Source organism: Pseudomonadota bacterium (assembly GCA_027624715.1).
Classification (GTDB): domain Bacteria; phylum Pseudomonadota; class Gammaproteobacteria; order Burkholderiales; family Eutrophovitaceae; genus Eutrophovita.
In genome coordinates this window covers 12,682-30,500 of sequence record JAQBTV010000002.1, presented here as the reverse complement: position 1 = coordinate 30,500, position 17,819 = coordinate 12,682, and the positions used below count along the sequence as shown (strand labels likewise).

Below are 17,819 nucleotides of genomic sequence, written 5' to 3'. Positions count from 1 at the left end.
ATGGACCTAAAGGGCGCTGTCATCATTATTACCGGAGGGGGCACTGGAGTTGGCGCAGCCTGCGCGCAAGTTTTGGCTAAATGTGGCGCCCGAGTAGTCATTAACTACAACAAAAGCCAAGTAGGCGCGCTTGCAGTAGCGAAAAAGTGCAAACAATTAGGAGGCGACGCAATTACGACGCAAGGTAATGTCGTCCTAGATGATGATTGCAAAAAAATAGCCGCCGAGGCAATAGAGAGATGGGGGAGGATTGATGGGCTGGTTAATAACGCAGGCATCACCAAATTCGCCGCACCTCGAGATCTCGAAGCTCTGAGCTCCAATGACTTCATCGATTTATACTCGACCAACGTAGTTGGTTCCTACCAGATGATTCGCGCGTGCGCCGAGCATCTCAAAACGTCACGTGGCTCTGTCGTGAACATCTCCTCTATTGCTGGAATAAAAGCAATTGGATCTTCTACCGCATACATCGCTTCCAAAGCAGCGTTAAATGCAATGACCGTCGCACTTGCCCGTGCACTGGCTCCGGAGATCCGCATCAATGCAGTATGCCCTGGGCTTGTAGATACCGAGTGGCACTCAAAACGCTTCTCGAAAAAAGAATATAAATCATTTCTTGAAAATTATGAAAAAACAGTACCCTTAAGGTCCGCAGCAACGCCTGAGGATATTGCCGATAGCGTTATTTGGTTGCTCTCCTCAGCTAGATTGGTCACAGGAGAAACCATTCTCGTAGATGCTGGGCTACACTTAGGCATACCCATCTAGCAACTACAGCTTCGATTTTAGAAAAACCTTTAAAATTAGCGGAGCTTTTATGGCAAAAGACCAAACTCTAGGATTCATTGGTTTAGGCAAGATGGGACAACCCATGTTGCGACGATTAATCGAGTCTGGCAGAAAAATTATTATTTATGACACCAACCACGATGCATTGGACGCCGCGGTCGCCCTTGGCGGACTACGTGCTAAATCTACTCTCGATGTGGGCCACCGAGCGGAGGTCATTATGCTTAGTCTCCCAAACCCAGATATTGTTAAGGCGGTAGTGACTTCAGAAAAAGGCTTGATACATGGCGATCAAGTTAAAACGATCATCGACTTTTCAACCATTGGAGCGAGAGCTGCAAAGTTCATTAATGATCTAGTTAAAAAACAAAAAATAGCTTACATTGATTGTCCAATTAGTGGTGGCGTAAAAGGTGCGCGTGAAGGGACACTATCGGTCATAGTTGCGTGTCCAAAAATCCTATTCAAAGAACAGCAGAATCTCTTAAACATTTTCGGGAGACCGTATCACGTCGGCGAAAGTGCAGGCCAAGCCCAGTCCATGAAGCTTGCAAACAACCTACTATCATGCGCAGCAATTGCGATCACGTCCGAAGCCATGGTTATGGGAACTAAAGCGGGTCTAGATCCAGAGCAGATGCTTGAAATTATTAATGCCAGTACTGGTAAAAACACAGCGACTGAGCATAAGTTTCCTAAATCAGTCCTTACTGGAACATTTGACTTTGGCTTTTCAACAGGACTCTCGTACAAGGATATAAGCCTATGTATTGATGAGGCAGAAGCGATGGGCATTCCGATGTTTCTAGGTTCAACTGTTCGACAAATGTTAGCTGCCACAAAAGCCGAGTTTGGCGACGATTCAGATTTCACCTCTCTTTGCCGTTTAGTTGAGAATTGGGCACAAGTGGCAGTCAGAAAAAAATCACTAGGAGAAAATAATGAATGATGACTTATACCAAAAAGGCCTGAAAATCAGAAAAGATGTTTTAGGATCGGAATACGTGGAAAAATCGCTTGCAAATGCAAACGAATTCAATGAACCCATGCAAAGACTTGTGAGTGAATACTGTTGGGGAGCTGTTTGGGGTCGTGAGGAACTGCCCAAAAAAACCAGAAGCATGCTGAATATCGCGATGTTAGCCATACTCAATCGCCCCAATGAATTTAAGTTGCATATTCGCGGCGCGCTTAGGAACGGAGTGACGACAGCAGAGATTCGCGAAATTTTATTACAAGTGGCTATTTATGGCGGAGTACCTGCAGCTATTGACTCATTTAAAAATGCTAAAGAAATAATCGATGCTGAAGCCGCCATTTAAAACTCAACCAGCTCACCACTACTCAAAACTACCCCTATACGAATCGGCTTCATCTTTTTAATCTGCAGTAAGTCATCGCGATATTGAGTCAACTGCTTTTTATATTGACTTTGAATATCGTGGTTAGGGTGCACACTTTGATCCGATGAAATTTTGTAATCAAGAATCCAAAGTTCATCATCAAACTCAACAAGACGGTCAATCCGCTTGATGTTACCGTCATTATTCACATAAGCAACTTCATTCATAGCTTTAAGGTAATTGCCCGGCATAAAGAAACGCTTTAATTGTGGGGCTTGCACAATGCGAAGACTAACATCCCAAGCGGCGTCAAAGTTGGGCGACGACGCTCCACATAGCTGCTGGGTAGCCTCCTTACTGATCAAGTCAACATCAGCAGTTATAGTTTCCAGAATTTTATGCACCAGTATCCCGAATTCAATATCGGAATTGGTACAACGCTCTTTTCTTGTTCCTAACGAGAACTGCTCGGCAACGGCATCGCTTTCAATAATATCTTTAGAACTGCTATCGCTATTTATTTTCTCTCTAAGCTTAATATCTTCGGCTACTACGTCAAGACCTTTATTCTGACTGCACTGCCGTATTGCATCTCGTAATAAGGAATACCATGAATTTGGATTTTCTCTTGGTTGTGCTACACCAGACACAAAAAATGCCTGACGTGCACGTGTTACAGCGACATACAATAGATTAGTATCTTCTACTCTATTAAGAGCTTCGTGACGCGCAAACAACTCAGATCGCGCTTCTCCTCGCTGTATCTTTGAACTATAGACTGAAAAATGATTCGTCTCTTTTTCTCCGGGCGTCCAATCCACCAGAATGTCCCAATTATCAACACCTACTGCAGCATCGGCATCAGCCAAAAAAACAATAGGGGCCTCTAACCCCTTCGCACCATGAATCGTCATAATACGAACAGCATTCAGAGACGCCGACTGCAGCCCCTCCCCCGGACCCACTCCCTCCTCTGCTCGCACTAATCGAATTTTCTCGAGGAAACGCTCCAAACTAGGATATCGCCCAGCAGAAAAATCTAGTGAGTACTCCAAAAATGCAATTAGGTTTGATCGTACACGCTCAGCGAGGTGCGATAATGCATGGCCGGCATATCGATTGATTAGATCGGATTCTCCGTAAATCATGTCTAGTAAATCATGGGCCGGTACCGTGTCGATATTTTTAATCCAACTAGACAAACATCTTACAGCCGAATCAAATTCAGCTAAAGAGTTCGATTGTTCACAGCCTTGACCGTCGACCAATATGCTCCAAATGGATTGATCACCGCGTTTAATAAAGGTTTTTAATGCAGCATCATCAAACGAAAATATCGGTGACTTAAGGACATGAATCAAATAGTGATCAACGTGCGGCGTCAGGAGAAACTGTAATAGCGAAATGACGCTTTGAATCTCCAGCGACTCTAAAAGTGATCCATTCCTTTGACTGAAAAATGGGATACCTGATGTTCTGAGTGCGTCCTCATAGCTCTTTAAGTGCGTCCGACGCCGCAGAAGAATCATAATGTCTGAAAACCTAATAGAGCGACACCCGCCTTCGTCGTCGATAGCTTTGCTCAAGATTAACAAGTGAATCTTTTCCCCAATCATTAGACCTTCTTGAAGATACCGGTCATCCATTTGCTCTAACCTGGAAGATAACAGAGGATTTCTCCAGCGAGAGACATCGCAAGCGTCCACAGGCCCAACCGCCTCAACCAATGGCAATACTGCTAACTCCGAGGATAGTTCTGTATACACCGACTGTTGCGGGACGAAGTTGTTGATCCTAGTTTCAAAACACGTATTAACCAATTCTGTAATTCCAGGAGCATTTCGATAACTCTGATTTTGAATAACCTTACGTCCGCCCAAGTCAGATACAATTAGCTTCTCTGCCACCCCAAAAAGCCTTGGCTCAGCCCTTCTGAAGCGATAAATCGATTGCTTTGGGTCCCCCACAAAAAATAACTTAATGGCTGTGCCTGCTTGATTCGAAGCATCGATCCAAGATTTCAGAATAGTCCACTGAATTGGGTTCGTATCTTGAAACTCATCAACCAACAAATGCGTATAGCGAGAATCTAACCGATGCAGTACAAAATCTGCCTGATCATCATCTAGAAGTAATGATCTGACATTCCATTCAAGATCTGCAAAATCTATGATGTTAGAACTACTCTTAACCGACTGAAATGTTTTAAGTAAGCAATCTCCGACGATTTTCACAGCACGATCTAACTGAGCAGCAAACCACTCTACTCGTACTGCCTTCAGCTGATCTACGAGGGCCTTTAAGTCTGCACTAACACGAACGTAACTCTCCGCATCAGCAACCCCCATCCTGCTTATCATGGCTTGCAATAACCCCCTTTTTTTAGATAATTTTTGCAAACACACAAACCAACCCTCAGGATTATCGAATGCTTCAATCGATTCCAGTACTTCAAGCGCCTCCATCTCACTGGGTAGTTTGTTTTTTTTAATCAAAATCTTAAATTCGACAAAATTAGAGAGAAATGTCTGGTCGCATAGAAAGTCATCTAAAGGATCTTTATTTTGATTGCTACGCCAAGCCAGCACAGTTTCTCGAATTTCACTGCTTTCCAAACTGGCCCACCAATCCAACCGACTCGCCACGAATCGCTCAAGTATCTCACTTGTATTCTGAAGCTCATATATCCCATAAAGATAATCAAGAGCATCACTGACATCTCTATTAAAGGAAATATTTTTAAAAAATAACTCTAATGCGTCGCGGAGAATCAAACCGTCACTATCTGATAACTCCCGACCACGGCCTGATTGAGCTGCCCATGGGGCCAACTGTAGAATTTGTAAAAACCATCCATGAAATGTATTCACATTCACGCCGGAAGGGGTAGACAAATATTCTCGATAGAGTTTTCTGGCGCGAGGAATACATGCGTCTACATCATCAAGGCTGACACCTCGCTCTATTAAAAACTCTCTAACTTGCTCGTCATCAGAAATAGTCAGCGTTCTCAACCAATCGGTTAAACGGGATCTCATTTCTTGAGCCGCTTTACGAGTAAAGGTAATCGCTAATATTTCCGACGATTTGGTTCCTGACAAAAGTAATCTAATAATCCGCGAAGTCAGTAACCACGTCTTACCAGATCCTGCACACGCCTCAATAATCACGTCGTTGCGCGGATCAAGAACAAACGCTTTGTTACTGAGCCTAGGATTCACTCGGGTAGCCAAGAAAAATCCTTTCGGCATAAGCCCTGCACATCACAGAAGCGACAAATAGACGGTGCGCCATTTGCGGGTAATACCTGACCTTTTTCCATCTGACTAAAAAGACTCTCTAACCGATTTAAATGCTCCTCAATGGAGGATTCAATATCTTGTGTTTCTAACTCCACAACATCTACAGCATTTTTATCTAAAGCAAGGTACATCGCCTTAGTTTTATTATCGGGTTGTAGGGACACATACGATATCAATTGAGTATCCTCATCGTAAGAAGAAATAATCTTTTTTAAAATACCCTTAGCCCGAGATTTATAATCAATGACTACCCGCTTTCGGTCTCCATTGACACTCTGCTCATCAATTCGATCCACCCTACCGAAAAATTTTCTAGATATACCACCTTCAGTCATGAAATTCCGCTCGAAATCTGCTTCCATTTCAACAATGGTCCAGCCATCTTTTTCCCTCTGCACTTGCCACTCAAGGTAATGTTCAAACAAACCACGAAGCCGAGTCATCCAACCGTGAACGATGCCTCTCGATCCAACAAGCGCTGCCAACGTGTCACGGGCAATATTGATCATTTCCTGTTGCAGAACTTCTAAGTCAACGTTGATACATTTCGGATATCGAGTATGAAATTTCTCAAGAACCTTATGAATGACCTTACCCAATTCGCGCTTACTTGGATCCGCATCAAGCGAATCGGGCTCTCGAGTCCGCAACACATATTGCACAAAAAACTGATAAGGACAATCGAGCAAACTTTGATAACTCCTGACTGATATTTGAGTCGGAATTTCTGATGAGACGATACTAATATGAGGCTCGGGTAAAGGCTCATGCTTGTCTTGCAATTGCCTTTGCCGAGCTTCGAAAAAGTGAAGTTGTGACTCTAACTCTTCGTCTCTGAGGTCATCCCCCCAAAGCATTGTGTGGTACAACCTAAAATTTTCAAACCAAGGGCTTAAAAGATTATCCTCGTTATCTTTTTGTCTTTGCCAGGTAACAAAGACTGTTTGGCTTAAGAGTAAACATCCAAGTAAATCGACCTTATCTGCATATATAAAGTCCTCTCTCGTTCTCAAATCTAGCTGAGCTCGAACTCCATCTCCAAAATGAACACTTTTGAACTGAGCTAATGGAAAATTAATATCATCAGCTCCAGCAAAAATTACTCCATCAAAGCTTCTGAGTCGTGCGGCGCTGAGGTGGGTAAAGCTAATCGGACTGTCTATTTGTGCGTCTTTGAAGGTGCTAGCTTCCAGTTGCGCTTTGAACCAATCCAGCCAAGTGGTAAAACTAACTTTTCGATCAAAATGATTGAGCTCCGCTTCTAACGTATCTAGCAATTGCAAAAGCTGGATCCCGGCGTCATCTTGTTTGAGGATAACTTTAATATCAGCAAACTCCAGGCTCACCAAAACAGCGCGTATCCAATTCCGATGATTTCTCGATCTTAGACTATCGAATTGACGCTTCACTTCAAAGAGCTTGTCAGCAACTTCTCGCGCCTGGTCAATACCAACTTCTCTAGCTACCTTATGAAAACCGATCGCAGTAGTCTCTTTTCTATTTTTTTTTAAAGCATTTTCTAAAGCCACTCGAAATTGATCTGCTCCAAACATCTGACTGATCGTCGGCCGCTTTAAAAAACGAATTAACTTGGTTACCTCTAAATCACATGCAAGCAATTCCAACCAATCAACGAGCGTAGTAGCAACAGACGTCGTCGACATTTTCCATCCAAATTCGTCTCGTACTAGAATTTCAGACTGCTGCAAGAGCGCCCTAAGACGACGAGCGACCTTCCGGTCAAACGCTACAATTGCAATATTCTTTTTGCCCGCTGCTAGCCATTGTTGAATTTTAATTTTAATAGCCCGAACCTCTTGATCTAGGCTAATCGCAGAGAAATAATTGATCGTAGACGACCATGGACTATCTTTCAGACGGATCGTTTCGGATTGTGTTACCAGCAGTTTTTTAGTTTCGTTTTGATAAACGCTTCTACAAAATTCGGCTCTCGCGTCACCGCTGGCAGTACTCACGTCAGCCTCTAAAACAGTGGCGCAATTTCGGCTGGCATAATTCTCTATAAAACTTTGTTCGACAGAACTCAGCTCAGGGTACTTTAGAACATATAACCGTCGCGTCTCACGTTCTAACAGACGCGAGAGGCGGTAACGATAGGCATATTGTTCCGATGCCTGCCCCTCTCGAACGCCAGCAAAAGCATTCCACGTATCAAATAACAAGCGTGCTTCAAATCCAACGAGTTTTGGGGAACGAGTTTGATAGGCCTGACTGAATCGGTCACTCAACGCCTCCAAGTCTAAATCGATACCAGGTTGATACAAGTCCAACTCACCGATCAGCTCAGCCATATCCACTGCTAAATTCCAATTATTGCCCTGATCTAGCCATTGATACTTCTGTAGTTCGTGATAAATCAGAAGCTCACGGTAACGCTTGGCTTCCACTCCAAAAGGTAGATCCACTTGGCGTGACCAAGCATCAAAGGTGGTAAAAAATGGAAGAAGCACTCCGGTGCCGGTCAACGCCAACAAGCGATGTGAACAAGCAGAAGCTGCGCTTAAAGATGGCAAGACAACAACAATATCGGAAAAATCAAACCCATCATCAGAATCTGAATCATTCAGAATCCGTGAGGCCAAAACATCAATCAGCTGGTGGGGCCATACCTTATCGTGTCTTAAAATTCCTTTCATAGGACCTATACTTATGCTAGGTGGGGACTTACCTTTCCAGTAGGTCTCGCTTATTCGGCTTGTTTTGCCAGTCTGCCGCATCAGGAGGCGCATCTTTGCGCGCAGTAATGCTAGGCCAATGCTTCGCCAATTCGGCATTCAATGCTATGAAGTCTTTTTGATCCTCTGGCACATCGTCATCAGCGTAAATCGCCTCTTCGGGACACTCCGCAACACAAAGTGTGCAATCGATACATTCATCTGGATCGATGACCAACATGTTTGGCCCCTCTCGGAAACAATCTACAGGGCATACATCCACGCAGTCCGTCCACTTACATTTGATACAAGTCTCAACCACAACATAAGTCATTGAATAGCCTTAGAATATTTTGACATTGAACCCAAACTGACTTGGGTATTCTAACAAATTAAGAATAACCTTTACATAAATAGCTATTATAAAACCCAAAGTTTCATCTTGATCAGCTAACACCCCATTTGAGCAAAAAAAAATAAAGCAATTAAGAGGTAAGAATAGTTTTATAATAAGCAGTAGTTAGTGGTGGTCTTTAGCTGGCGGTGTAAGGCTCACCAATAATCAAACTGTCGAGTTTGTGAAGATTCCAAACTTAAATTCCCAAACAAGTTCTTTTTTATAAACCTAAATTGGATGCTTTAATAATGAGTGAACAAATTCATCATGTGACCGACGACTCGTTCCAAGACGAAGTTCTTAATTCCGAGTTACCTGTTTTAGTTGATTACTGGGCTGAATGGTGTGGTCCATGCAAAATGATTGCCCCTATTCTTGACGAAGTGGCTGCCGAATATTCCGGGCGACTAAAAATCGCCAAACTCAACATTGACGAAAATCAAGGAACTCCGCCTAAATTTGGCATTCGGGGAATTCCAACCTTAATGTTATTTAAAAAAGGGAATGCGGAAGCAACTAAGGTAGGCGCGCTTTCGAAATCTCAACTGACAACTTTTATAGACAGTAACATTTAACCCCCTCCTCCCAGCAACTTTAAGATTAAAATTTTAAATAATTTATTCTCTAAATGTTTTGCTAATTTTCTTCTTCCTTTTATACAATCAACTTTATGCATCTATCTGATTTAAAAGACCTCCACATTAGCGAGCTGATTGAAATGGCAATGGCTAACGACGTTGAAAACACTAATCGCCTGCGCAAACAAGACCTCATATTCGCACTATTAAAAAATCAAGCAAAAAAAGGGGAAAGCATTTCTGGTTCTGGCACGCTAGAAGTCCTTCCAGATGGGTTTGGTTTCCTGCGCTCGCCTGACACGTCATATCTAGCTGGCCCAGACGACATCTATATCAGCCCATCTCAGATAAGAAGATTTAACCTGCATACAGGAGATTCTGTCGATGGAGAAATCAGGACACCAAAAGAGGGGGAACGTTACTTTGCCCTCGTTAAGGTAGACAAAGTTAACGATGAGGTGCCAGAGAACAGCAAACACAAAACACTTTTTGAAAACCTGACACCTCTCTTTCCAACAGATAGGCTTCAAATGGAAAGAGACATTAAATCCGATGAGAATTTAACAGGTCGGATTGTAGACATCATTGCCCCAGTCGGAAAAGGCCAAAGGGGACTTCTCGTCGCTAGTCCAAAAAGCGGCAAAACAGTCATGCTTCAGCATATTGCCCATTCAATTGCATCAAACTATCCCGATGTTTATCTCATCGTCCTTCTCATTGACGAACGACCGGAGGAGGTGACCGAAATGCAACGTTCGGTACGCGGGGAAGTCGTGTCATCAACCTTTGATGAACCGGCAACACGACACGTACAAGTAGCAGAAATGGTCATGGAAAAAGCGAAGCGTCTTGTAGAGAATCGAAAAGACGTTGTGATTCTTCTAGATTCAATCACCCGACTCGCTCGTGCGTACAATACTGTTGCGCCAGCCTCAGGAAAAGTTTTGACCGGCGGTGTAGATGCCAATGCACTCCAAAGACCGAAACGTTTTTTTGGTGCTGCTAGAAATATCGAGGAAGGTGGATCGCTCACCATTATTGCAACCGCACTTGTCGAAACTGGCTCTAGAATGGATGATGTTATCTATGAGGAATTTAAAGGGACAGGGAACATGGAGATTCATCTTGATCGAAGAATGGCCGAGAAACGGATCTACCCTTCTATCAATGTGAACCGCTCCGGAACGCGTAAAGAAGAACTCTTGCTCGAGCCAGAAATATTACAGAAAGTATGGATTCTACGAAAACTGCTCTACCCTATGGATGAATTGGAAGCAACTGAGTTTTTAACCGGAAAAGTAAAAGCCACCAAGAATAACAATGAATTCTTTGATAGCATGAAAAAAGGTTAAGTCATAATTACATGATTTCTTGTAAAATTGCCCAGTTTCACGGATAATTAGGGCTCTTTTGACGGACACGAATAGCAAATTTAAGTAACACTTGGCGCAAATTCCGCCACACTATTTTCTTAGGATTATTACAAAATGAAAGCAGATATCCATCCAGGTTACTTCTCAGTCACAGTTACCTGCAGTTGCGGAGAGGTTTTTCAGACTCGCTCGACAAGCAACAAAGACATCTCAATTGAGGTCTGCTCCGTCTGTCACCCTTTCTACACAGGAAAGCAAAAGATCGTAGATAAAGCGGGAAGAGTTGAACGATTCAAGCAAAAGTATGCAAATCTCGGAGTCAAAGCTGGAAAGTAATAAGGTTGATTTTAGGTATGATGTTAAAAGGCAGCCATGGCTGCCTTTTTCAATTCTGAACATTTTTAATATTTTTCAGTACCTCTAGGGAACACTTAATCGCACAAAATTACGATGCTAAGACCAGGATCTTACTTTAGGCACGAACAAACGGCAGTCCGCATTACCAACAATCCGATGTTGCTAACTGCCCTGCTCTGCTTCGCGTGGACAATATTCGGCCTCATCGGTCATGACCCTTGGAAATCAGAAGAAGCGATACTTGTTGGTCACTTATCCCAATTCACAAGCGGTGATTTCTGCCTTGACCTACTAGCCATAAACGGTCTGCCATTAGCTGGACCACTGTTCTATGCGACCGCGCTTGGTTTTATTGAGGCTTGGGGCTCTATCCTCGCACCTCACGATGCCGCTAGACTTGCCCTATCTATTTGGCTTTTGTCCGCGATAATATTCACCGGGCTGACAGCCGGTGAGTTATGGGGACGCACCCAATCCTGGGTAGCGCCTCTGCTCCTTATAAGCTCTGTAGGACTCTTAGTTAAATCGCACCAGCTATCAGCCACTCCCGTACTCATTTCTGGGTTAGCAATCTTCTTTTATGGTCTTGCCACCGCACCACGACGATCGATGATTGGCGGAATATGGCTAGGACTAGGGGTCTCAATTATTCTCTTAGGAACTCCCACTCAAAATGTTGCTATTCCGCTTCTTACTATTGTTTTGATGTCACTTGTGAATCTCAGATACCGTGGATTGAGATTTACATCCTCTCTAGCAATTGCAGGTTTAATTGTTATCGCTGCTGATGGAATATGGCTGACTATTCTTTATCAAAGCGATTCTGCGCTTCCAGCACGCTGGATTGCTCATACTTGGTCAGAATCAACGCAGGCATTTAGGGTTCCCTCTGTGAATGACCTGATTTATCCGGCCTCGATATTCCCATGGTTTACCTGGCCCACTTGGATCTTTTTGATTTGGTCACTATGGGTTGAAGGAAGAGAGGGACTCAAACGCAAAGAACTACAATTACCGATCGTACTATGGATAACAATCACCTTAGTTTTAGGGTTCACAAACATAAATGAAGAATCTGAAGTAGCCCCAGTCTTATTACCCTTTGCTTTAATTGGATCCATTGCCGCAGCCCGTATACCCAGAAGTGTTGGCAATGCACTTTACTGGTTTGCGATCATGGCCTCGGCATTCTTCACTGTAGCGACCTGGGTATATTTTTCAGCCTCTTATTACGGATTTCCACAAGGCCTATCTGAACACCTATTGCGATTGCAACCCGGGTATGTATCTGAGAGTAGAAATATTACCGTATTGGCTGCCGCTCTGATTACTGCGACTTGGTTTTTACTACTTTTTAACATCAAGAAGCGGCCGGAAAGCTCTATTTTAATCTGGGCGATCAATTTGACATTCGGCTGGATACTGGTTGTCTTACTACTTTTTCATTATGTTGACGAACGCAAGACGTATGCGCCAATGGTTCATTCAATGATGCAACACATCGATCCGCATTACGAATGTATCATCGCCCAAGTAGGGCCCGCACAAAGAGGCCTAATTCATTACTTTGGAAAAATTGTAACCACCGATATTTATATAGGGAAAAATGGTCGAAGCTGTGACTACCTTATTTATCAAGATCATTCCGAAGTTGATAACCACATTGGATTACCTTGGTCTTTAATTTGGGAAGGCGGCCGCGCAGGGGATCCAGCGGAACGCTACAGACTATACAAAAGAAAAGTAGGTTTAAATTAGTGGAAAATACTGTGCAACGATTTTTGTTTGAACACTCGGACATACGTGGTGAGATTGTAAGCCTCGACAGTTCTTGGCAAAGTGTATTAGAGCGCAGGGACTATCCACCTTCAGTCAAAAAATTGTTGGGGGAAATTACTGCGGCTACAGCCTTGCTATCTGCAACAATAAAACTCGACGGGAACTTATCGATCCAATTCAAAGGCCAATCCGCATTGCTGTTATTGCTCGCAGAAACTACGGGCATATCCAGCTTTAGATCTACCGCAAAGTGGCAAGATAATGTAGAACTTGGAGAATCAAATGTAAATCTTTTAGCACAAGGAACACTCGCGGTAACTATTACACCAAAAAAATCAGGGCAAGCCTACCAGGGCCTCGTAAATGTAAGTAGTGACTCTGTTCAGAAATCTTTAGAGGACTATATGGAACATTCTGAGCAATTGACTACGCGACTATGGCTTGCGTCAAATGACCAAAAAGCTACTGGCATCTTGCTGCAAAAATTACCAACAAAACACCATGATGCATCAGATGATTGGCGTCGAATCACAACTCTCGCGGCTACAGTTACAAACGAAGAATTGCTAACCTTAGACTTTGCAACAATCCTCACTAGACTATTTCGCGAGGAGACCATTCGGGTATTTGAAGAAAACCCCGTTACATTTTTGTGCTCATGTTCAGAAAACAGAACTGATAGCATGCTTCAATCTCTCGGGGAGTCAGAAGTAAGAGCTATTTTAAGCGAAGAAGGCAACGTGAACATTACTTGCGAATTCTGCGGGAAGAATTATATTTACTCACCCTCTGGGATTGATCGAATATTTTCCTGTGAATCTCGAGAAGCCACGCAAAAGACTCATGGCTCTATAAACTAATAGGCGAAGTGCCTGTATACCTAACCACCTAATATTACGTCATGGCTGATGGAAAACAAGTACGATTAGACAAGTGGCTCTGGGCTGCACGTTTCTACAAAACCAGAGCCCTCGCCGCTAATGCAGTAACCGCCGGAAGAGTTAAGGTCAATGGCGTAAGAACTAAACCCTCAAAACAACTTAATGTAGACGACAAAATTAATATCCAATTGATTCCAGTTTCATGGGATATCCAAGTCAAAGAACTCTCCAACCAACGTGTTGCAGCCGATTTGGCTAAAAACTTCTATGAAGAGTCCGATGAAAGTCAGGCTCAAAGAAATACGCTAACCGAAACACTGAAATTGGCAAAACAACTGCAAACTCCTAATTACGGAAGCCGACCAACCAAGAGGGGGCGCCAACAAATTATCCGCTTCAAACAAAATAAAAGTTAAATAACGTTGTATATCGCGACAACTTAGCAAAAAATCATAAGTAATTATACTTACGGCAAGGTTGCTACGCTACACCGTTTTAGTCGGATCAAAACATTGTTTCAAAGATTATAAAAATACAACATCGATGGTCGTGAGCGTTGCGCCAACATAGCCGAGAAGTAAATAATTCAGAAGGGGAAGAAAATGATAGATGATCGCGAAGTCGCAGTTATACCTGGAGTAAGGGCAACGATTGGGGATTATGGCGGCTCTCTTAAAGGCTCCGCCATGCTTAAAACCTAGAAAACCTCTATTAATGTTAATTAAGGTTTTTTTCAGTTTGACGCTTTACCCAGCCAACCTTACTATGCGGCATTAGGATGGATTTTTAACATACCGACCATAGTGATTGAATACCGCTATTTACGTGGAAGAAACGAGTATCCTCTTTACCATATGCCTAGAATTTTTAACTCAGAAACATGGAAAAGTCTTGAGAATTGTGGGCAAGATCCAAACCTTGCAACGATTGCAGAACTCTTTAATAAAGATCCTAGTAGACCCAAAAAATTCTCACTTGAGCTCGGTGGACTCTATCTCGATTATTCTCGAAATCAAATTAACGAAAAAACTCGAGACTTACTTTTAACTATTTGTGATCACACGCACTTAAAAGATCAAATCACAGCGATGTTTTTGGGGAAAAAAATCAACACCTCGGAAAATAGAGCCGCGTTGCATACCGCTCTAAGGTCTAGCGGTAAAAAAACCCCCGAGGGCCCACTAAAAGAAATAAGAATATCCACCGATGCCAATCTGGCACAGATGCGCATACTGTGTAATAAATTTAGAGATGGCGCACTCATTGGTGCCACAGGACAAAAGATTGATGCCGTCATTAATATTGGCATTGGCGGCTCAGACTTAGGACCTAAATTAGTATATTCAGCGCTGAAGAACCATCACGATCCACATGTTCTATTCGTATCTAATATTGACGAATCAGACTTAACTGAAAAACTGAGAAACGTTAAACCAGCTAAGACATTATTCGTAATAGCGTCTAAAACCTTCACAACAGTGGAAACGATTACAAATGCAAAAAAAGCACTATCGTGGCTTACGCAAACATTAAACGTTGACGAAGATAGTGCACTTGAGCACCATTTTGTCGCAACTACGGCAAACCCCTCTGCCGCAGAAGAATTCGGAATCAAGTCAAAAAATATTTTTCAATTCTGCGATTGGGTTAGCGGTCGCTATTCGCTTTGGTCTGCAGTTGGCCTTCCGATTGCGCTAGGACTAGGATTTGAGAATTTCGAAGCACTTCTAAGAGGCGCTGAAGAAATGGACCTACACTTTAATAGCGCTCCCTCTGCGCTTAACTTACCAATCATGCTCGCACTAGTCAGTATTTGGCATGTTAACTTTAGAAATCACTGCGCTCACGCGATACTCCCTTACACAGAGCATCTTTCATTGTTGCCAGAATACCTGCAACAACTCGAAATGGAGTCTAACGGTAAAATGGTAGACAGATCCGAGTATCCCATAAAACACACCACCGCTCCAATCATTTGGGGCGCTAGAGGAACGAACTTCCAACACAGCTTCGCACAACACCTGCACCAAAGTCCAATCGTAACCCCCTGCGACTTTATTGCTGTCGTAGACGACGCTAAAAACCATCAAAGCGTCAAACCCTTGCTCGCCAACTGCCTCGCGCAGATCGAAGCCTTAGCATTCGGCAATCGAGGCCAAAAGAGATCTGATGAAGAAACAAAGCCTTCACGAATCATTGAGGGGAATCGCCCATCCAATGTAATTATATTGGACGAATTAAATGCAAAATCATTGGGTAGCCTGCTCGCTTTATATGAACATAAAGTATTTGTTCAGGGGGTCATTTGGAACATTAATTCTTTCGACCAATGGGGCGTTGAACTTGGCAAATCGCTCGCAAAAACGATTGAGGAACAGTTAGGCTCGGATGATCAATCCAACGAAAAACTTAAGTCCAGCGCCAATCTAATAGAACGTATCAGCACGCTAAAACAAAGATCTAACTAACAATAAAGTGTTCTCGATAATATTTAAGTTCATCGATTGTCTCCTGCACATCGGCTAGGGCTTCATGCTTCCCATGCTTCACTAGCCCTTTGATTGCCTCGGGCTTCCAACGCTTAGCCAGCTCTTTCAAAGTTGATACATCAAGATTTCGGTAATGGAAATAAGATTCCAATTCTGGCATCCATTTAGCCATGAAGCGCCTATCCTGACAAATTGAATTACCACACATAGGGGATGTATTCGGGGGCAAGAACCGCTTTAAATACTCAAGCGCTGACTGCTCTACCTCGCTTTCATGACTCGTAGACATCTTGACGCGCTCAATAAGGCCACTCTTCCCATGAGTTCCTTTATTCCAATCATCCATCCCATCAAGAATATCCTCAGATTGATGAATGACCCAAACTCCACCATCATCCAAAATATTCAATTCGGAGTCAGTGATAACGATCGCCAACTCGATAATACGGTCGCGCTCCGGATTGAGCCCCGTCATCTCCATATCAAGCCAAATTAAATTTTCAGTACTTTGAGGCATAATTCATGATTATAACTATCATTGACCATGAAGTTATTCGATAAAATTCGTAACACCTAACACTAGTCAACTAATTATGATGAATAATGCATTTTCTTATGTCTTTCTGCTTTTCGTATTATCTTCAGCAAGTATAAAAGTTTGGCTCTCTATGCGCCAAATCAAGGCCGTGAAATCCCACCAAGATCGAGTGCCTACAGCCTTCTCTGAAGACATTTCTCTGGAATCTCATAAAAAGGCTGCAAACTATACAGAAGAAAAAATGAAGCTATCAAATGTTGCCACCTTTGTGGATGCGGCTTTGCTTCTTGCTTTAACATTCGGAGGCATACTGAATTGGCTTCATGACTTTTCATCGGCGACCGAATCAGGGACCATTCTGTCGGGATTATTTTTCTTTGGGCTCCTTGGTCTATTTATATCCATGGTCCAATTACCCGTTGACTTATACAAGACATTTATCCTAGAAGAAAAATTCGGATTCAATAAGATGTCTTTTTCATTATTTTTTAAAGATTTGATAATCGGGCTCACAGTCTCAGCGGTTATCGGGTCAATTTTCATCGCTGGGCTACTTTGGGTAATGGAGACGGCAGGTGTTAACTGGTGGTGGTATGCCTGGCTGCTTGCTATCACGTTCTGGTTCTTTATCCAGTATATCTCCCCAACGGTCTTAGCGCCAATGTTCAATAAATTTTCACCACTCAATAACGACAAACTAAAAGAACGTATTGAGAGCTTACTAAAGAAGTGTGGCTTTCAGTCTAGCGGGTTATTTATAATGGACGGTAGCCGCAGAAGCAGTCACGGGAATGCGTACTTCACTGGATTCGGGAAATCCAAAAGAATCGTATTTTTTGATACACTGATTAACAAACATAGCGCAGATGAAATTGAGGCTGTTCTAGCACACGAATTGGGACATTTTAAGTTGAAACACGTGTTTAAATTAACATGCTTTTTAGTTCTTACTAGCCTGGTGTTCTTTGCATTACTTAGCGCGCTTCAACAGTCAGAATTTATCCACGCAGCACTCAATCTACACGCGTTCGGCTCGTCTTCTTTGCTGTTGGCCGCTTTTTATTTTGGTCTACCGCCATTCTTGTTTCTATTTCGACCATTATTTGCAGCCTACCTAAGAAAAAATGAATTTGAAGCAGATGCGTATGCCGCGCAGCAAGCTCCCGCGAAAGATCTAATTAAAGCACTCATAAAACTCTACAAAGATAACTCGTCGACGTTAACGCCTGATAAATTATACTCAGCGTTCTATGACTCACACCCACCAGCCGCAGCACGAATTTCAAGACTTGAAGCACGTATTAATTAATTTAGC

15 protein-coding genes are annotated in these 17,819 nt (G+C 42.9%); 11 read left to right on the top strand and 4 right to left on the bottom strand.

The window, feature by feature from the left end; genetic code table 11:
• Genes O3A65_01655 through O3A65_01645 form a run of 3 tightly spaced genes read left to right on the top strand, consistent with a single transcriptional unit; the run spans position 1 to position 2,114 of the window.
• On the top strand, positions 1–771 hold the full coding sequence (locus tag O3A65_01655) for an SDR family NAD(P)-dependent oxidoreductase (protein ID MDA1331165.1): 771 nt from the start codon (positions 1–3) through the stop codon (positions 769–771).
• A 49-nt stretch (positions 772–820) separates the two neighbouring features.
• A complete protein-coding gene (locus O3A65_01650; GenBank protein MDA1331164.1) occupies positions 821–1,741 on the top strand; it encodes an NAD(P)-dependent oxidoreductase in 921 nt (306 codons plus the stop codon).
• Complete coding sequence (locus tag O3A65_01645) at positions 1,734–2,114, top strand: carboxymuconolactone decarboxylase family protein (GenBank protein MDA1331163.1); 381 nt, start codon at positions 1,734–1,736, stop codon at positions 2,112–2,114. The genes O3A65_01650 and O3A65_01645 overlap by 8 nt, the downstream gene beginning before the upstream one ends.
• Here the strand turns inward: O3A65_01645 and O3A65_01640 are convergent.
• From O3A65_01640 to O3A65_01630, 3 genes are read right to left on the bottom strand one after another with little or no spacing between them, the layout of a single operon-like run.
• Positions 2,111–5,386 carry a UvrD-helicase domain-containing protein gene (locus O3A65_01640; GenBank protein ID MDA1331162.1) on the bottom strand — a complete coding sequence of 1,092 codons (3,276 nt, stop codon included), beginning with the start codon at positions 5,384–5,386 and terminating at the stop codon, positions 2,111–2,113. The genes O3A65_01645 and O3A65_01640 overlap by 4 nt on opposite strands.
• Positions 5,353–8,094, bottom strand: coding sequence for a PD-(D/E)XK nuclease family protein (locus O3A65_01635; protein ID MDA1331161.1), 2,742 nt, complete (start codon positions 8,092–8,094; stop codon positions 5,353–5,355). The genes O3A65_01640 and O3A65_01635 overlap by 34 nt, the downstream gene beginning before the upstream one ends.
• A 28-nt stretch (positions 8,095–8,122) precedes the next feature.
• Entirely contained in the window at positions 8,123–8,446 is a 324-nt protein-coding gene (locus O3A65_01630) for a ferredoxin family protein (protein ID MDA1331160.1), read from the bottom strand.
• Positions 8,447–8,757: 311 nt separating this feature from the next.
• On the opposite strand from O3A65_01630, the gene trxA reads away from it, so the two are divergent.
• The 7 genes from trxA to pgi all read left to right on the top strand — a co-directional run bounded on the left by trxA (position 8,758) and on the right by pgi (position 15,945).
• A complete protein-coding gene (gene trxA, locus O3A65_01625) occupies positions 8,758–9,084 on the top strand; it encodes a thioredoxin TrxA (protein ID MDA1331159.1) in 327 nt (108 codons plus the stop codon).
• Between the two features lie 95 nt (positions 9,085–9,179).
• Positions 9,180–10,439 (top strand): transcription termination factor Rho, encoded by a 1,260-nt coding sequence (rho, locus tag O3A65_01620; GenBank protein MDA1331158.1) that lies wholly within the window; start codon positions 9,180–9,182, stop codon positions 10,437–10,439.
• Positions 10,440–10,574: 135 nt separating this feature from the next.
• Complete coding sequence (gene rpmE, locus O3A65_01615) at positions 10,575–10,796, top strand: 50S ribosomal protein L31 (protein ID MDA1331157.1); 222 nt, start codon at positions 10,575–10,577, stop codon at positions 10,794–10,796.
• A gap of 114 nt (positions 10,797–10,910) precedes the next feature.
• Complete coding sequence (locus O3A65_01610; protein MDA1331156.1) at positions 10,911–12,575, top strand: hypothetical protein; 1,665 nt, start codon at positions 10,911–10,913, stop codon at positions 12,573–12,575.
• The gene (locus tag O3A65_01605; GenBank protein ID MDA1331155.1) at positions 12,575–13,456 is read left to right on the top strand and encodes an Hsp33 family molecular chaperone HslO; all 882 of its coding nucleotides are present in this window, start codon (positions 12,575–12,577) and stop codon (positions 13,454–13,456) included. Before O3A65_01610 ends, O3A65_01605 begins: the two co-directional genes overlap by 1 nt.
• 41 nt (positions 13,457–13,497) lie before the next feature.
• Positions 13,498–13,893, top strand: coding sequence for a S4 domain-containing protein (locus O3A65_01600; GenBank protein ID MDA1331154.1), 396 nt, complete (start codon positions 13,498–13,500; stop codon positions 13,891–13,893).
• A 438-nt stretch (positions 13,894–14,331) separates the two neighbouring features.
• On the top strand, positions 14,332–15,945 hold the full coding sequence (gene pgi / locus O3A65_01595; protein ID MDA1331153.1) for a glucose-6-phosphate isomerase: 1,614 nt from the start codon (positions 14,332–14,334) through the stop codon (positions 15,943–15,945).
• Here pgi and orn read toward each other — a convergent pair.
• The gene (gene orn, locus O3A65_01590; protein ID MDA1331152.1) at positions 15,938–16,483 is read right to left on the bottom strand and encodes an oligoribonuclease; all 546 of its coding nucleotides are present in this window, start codon (positions 16,481–16,483) and stop codon (positions 15,938–15,940) included. The two genes, pgi and orn, sit on opposite strands and share 8 nt — an antisense overlap.
• A 151-nt stretch (positions 16,484–16,634) precedes the next feature.
• Between orn and O3A65_01585 the strand changes: the two genes are divergently transcribed.
• Positions 16,635–17,813 (top strand): M48 family metallopeptidase, encoded by a 1,179-nt coding sequence (locus O3A65_01585; GenBank protein ID MDA1331151.1) that lies wholly within the window; start codon positions 16,635–16,637, stop codon positions 17,811–17,813.
• The last annotated feature ends 6 nt before the right edge of the window (positions 17,814–17,819 follow it).

Bases quoted from the DNA above. Each gene is read 5' to 3' on its own strand.
- O3A65_01655 (MDA1331165.1), top strand. From the start codon at position 1: ATGGACCTAAAGGGCGCTGTCATCATTATTACCGGAGGGGGCACTGGA.
- O3A65_01650 (MDA1331164.1), top strand. From the start codon at position 821: ATGGCAAAAGACCAAACTCTAGGATTCATTGGTTTAGGCAAGATGGGA.
- O3A65_01645 (MDA1331163.1), top strand. From the start codon at position 1,734: ATGAATGATGACTTATACCAAAAAGGCCTGAAAATCAGAAAAGATGTT.
- O3A65_01640 (MDA1331162.1), bottom strand. From the start codon at position 5,386: ATGCCGAAAGGATTTTTCTTGGCTACCCGAGTGAATCCTAGGCTCAGT.
- O3A65_01635 (MDA1331161.1), bottom strand. From the start codon at position 8,094: ATGAAAGGAATTTTAAGACACGATAAGGTATGGCCCCACCAGCTGATT.
- O3A65_01630 (MDA1331160.1), bottom strand. From the start codon at position 8,446: ATGACTTATGTTGTGGTTGAGACTTGTATCAAATGTAAGTGGACGGAC.
- trxA (MDA1331159.1), top strand. From the start codon at position 8,758: ATGAGTGAACAAATTCATCATGTGACCGACGACTCGTTCCAAGACGAA.
- rho (MDA1331158.1), top strand. From the start codon at position 9,180: ATGCATCTATCTGATTTAAAAGACCTCCACATTAGCGAGCTGATTGAA.
- rpmE (MDA1331157.1), top strand. From the start codon at position 10,575: ATGAAAGCAGATATCCATCCAGGTTACTTCTCAGTCACAGTTACCTGC.
- O3A65_01610 (MDA1331156.1), top strand. From the start codon at position 10,911: ATGCTAAGACCAGGATCTTACTTTAGGCACGAACAAACGGCAGTCCGC.
- O3A65_01600 (MDA1331154.1), top strand. From the start codon at position 13,498: ATGGCTGATGGAAAACAAGTACGATTAGACAAGTGGCTCTGGGCTGCA.
- pgi (MDA1331153.1), top strand. From the start codon at position 14,332: ATGCCTAGAATTTTTAACTCAGAAACATGGAAAAGTCTTGAGAATTGT.
- orn (MDA1331152.1), bottom strand. From the start codon at position 16,483: ATGCCTCAAAGTACTGAAAATTTAATTTGGCTTGATATGGAGATGACG.
- O3A65_01585 (MDA1331151.1), top strand. From the start codon at position 16,635: ATGCGCCAAATCAAGGCCGTGAAATCCCACCAAGATCGAGTGCCTACA.